This window comes from Pseudomonas sp. GM21 (assembly GCF_000282215.1).
In the GTDB taxonomy this organism is placed as follows: domain Bacteria; phylum Pseudomonadota; class Gammaproteobacteria; order Pseudomonadales; family Pseudomonadaceae; genus Aquipseudomonas.
Map to the genome: position 1 here is coordinate 1 of NZ_AKJS01000184.1, position 2,434 is coordinate 2,434.

Here is a 2,434-nt window from a genome sequence, read left to right on the forward strand (position 1 = left end):
CACCGATGGTGAAGTTGAGCACTGTCACGTCGCCGTCGACGCTGCTCGTGTCGGTAAGGACGCTGCCGGTAACGGCGGTGTCTTCCAGAGTGGAGACCGTTTCGCTGGCATCGGTGAAGCTGTCATCGACCGGGGTGACGCTGATATTCAGCGTGCTGGTGGAACCGGTGTTGGTGGCGTAGGTGACGGTCGGCACAGTGCCGTTCCAGTTCGCCATTGGGGTGAAACTGTAGTCGCCGTTGGCGGCGATAGTCACAGTGCCGACACCGGCGATAGTCGCGACTTGACCCGCGGTAAAGGAACCGGTGACGCCTTGTACGGTGAATGTCGCGACACTCAGGTCGTTGTCGACATCGCTATCGTTGCCAAGTACGTTGCCGGTGGCAACGTGGTCTTCATCGACAGTGTTGGTATCAGCGGTCAGGACGCTCAGGTCGTTGACCGGGGTAACGCTGATATTCAGCGTGCTGGTGGAGCCGGTGTTGGTGGTGTAGGTGACGGTCGGCACGGTGCCGTTGTAGTTCGCGGCCGGGGTAAAGGTGTAGGCGCCATCGGCCCCAATAATCAGGGTGCCGACGTTGGCGATGGTCGCCGTCTGGCCTGCGGTGAAACTGCCGGTCATGCCGTCAACCGTGAACGTGGCCACGCTCAGGGTGTTATCCACATCGCTGTCATTGTCCAGCACGTTGCCGGTGGCCGCGTGGTCTTCATCGACAGTGTTGGTATCCGCACCCAGGACGCTCAGGTCATCCACCGGTGTGACGCTGATGTTCAGGGTCGAGATGACATTGTTACCGGAGCCGTCGGTGACGGTGTAGCTGACCACTGGCACCGTGCCGTTGTAGTTGGCGGCTGGAGTGAAGGTGTAGGCCCCGTTGGCCCCGATTACCAGGCTGCCGACATTAGTGATGGTCGCGGTTTCACCGGCCTGGTACTGGGTGCCGTTAAACGTGAAGTTGAGCACGCTGACCGGTCCGTCGACGCTGATCGTGTCGGTAAGGACGCTGCCAGTAACGGCGGTGTCTTCCAGAGTAGAGACCGTTTCACTGGCATCGGTGAAGCTGTCATCGACCGGGGTGACGCTGATATTCAGGGTCGAGGTGACGTCAGTACCGGAACCGTCGGTGACGGTGTAGCTGACCTCTGGCACCGTGCCGTTGTAGTTGGCGGCTGGAGTGAAGGTGTAGACCCCGTTCGCTTTGATAACCAATGTGCCGACGTTGGCGATAGTCGCCGTGGTGCCTGCCGTGTACTGGGTCGCACCGATGGTGAAGTTGAGCACACTGACGGGACCGTCGACGCTCGAAGTCCCGGTCAGCACGTTGCCGGTCGCCACCGTGTCTTCTTTGATCGTGACGGTTTCACTGGCATCGAGGAAGTTGTCGTTGACCGGGGTGACGCTGATGTTCAGGGTCGAGATGTCATTGGTTCCCGAGCCGTCAGTGACGGTGTACCTGACCTCTGGCACCGTGCCGTTGTAGTTGGCGGCTGGAGTGAAGGTGTACGCCCCGTTCGCTTTGATGATCAATGTGCCGACGTTGGCGATAGTCGCCGTAGCGCCTGCTGCGTAAGTGAAATGTCCGATGGTGAAGTTGAGCACGCTGACTGGGCCGTCGACGCTGCTCGTACCGGTCAGTACGTTGCCGGTCGCCACCGTGTCTTCGTTAGTCGTGACGGTTTCATTGGCATCGATGAAGTTGTCGTTGACCGGGGTGACGCTGATGCTCAGGGTCGAGGTGTTGTCGCTGCCCGAACCGTCGGTGACGGTGTAGGTCACCGTTGGCACCGTGCCGTTGTAGTTGGCGGCTGGAGTAAAGGTGTAGGCCCCGTTGGCCCCGATCACCAGGCTGCCGACATTGTTGATAGTCACGGTTTCGCCGGCCTGGTACTGGGTGCCGCCAACCGTAAAGTTGAGCACGCTGACTGGGCCGTCGACGCTCGAAGTCCCGTTCAGCACGTTGCCGGTCGCCACCGTGTCTTCTTTGATCGTGACGAACTCACTGGCATCGAAGAAGTTGTCGTTGACCGGTGTGACGCTGATGTTCAGGGTCGAGATGTCGTTGCTGCCCGAACCGTCGGTGACGGTGTAGGTCACCGTTGGCACCGTGCCGTTGTAATTGGGGGCCGGGATGAAGGTGTAAGCCCCGCTCGCCGCGATCACCAGGATACCGACGTTGGCGATAATTGCCGGGACGCCTGCCGCGTAAGTGGTCGCACCGATGGTGAAGTTGAGCACGCTGACGGGACCGTCGACGCTCGAAGTCCCGGTCAGCACGTTGCCGAAGGCCAAGGTGTCTTCGTTGATCGTGACGGTTTCACTGGCATCAATGAAGTTGTCGTTGACCGGCGTGACGCTGATTTTCAGGGTCGAGGTGTCGTTGCTGCCCGAACCGTCGGTGACGGTGTAGGTCACCGTTGGCACCGTGCCGTTGTA

1 protein-coding gene is annotated in these 2,434 nt (G+C 60.1%); it reads right to left on the bottom strand.

The genetic code is table 11. The features are described 5' to 3' along the window. The coding region (locus PMI22_RS03140) for a beta strand repeat-containing protein (RefSeq protein WP_162131662.1) at positions 1–2,413 on the bottom strand (2,413 nt) is incomplete at its 3' end. Between the last annotated feature and the right edge of the window lie 21 nt (positions 2,414–2,434).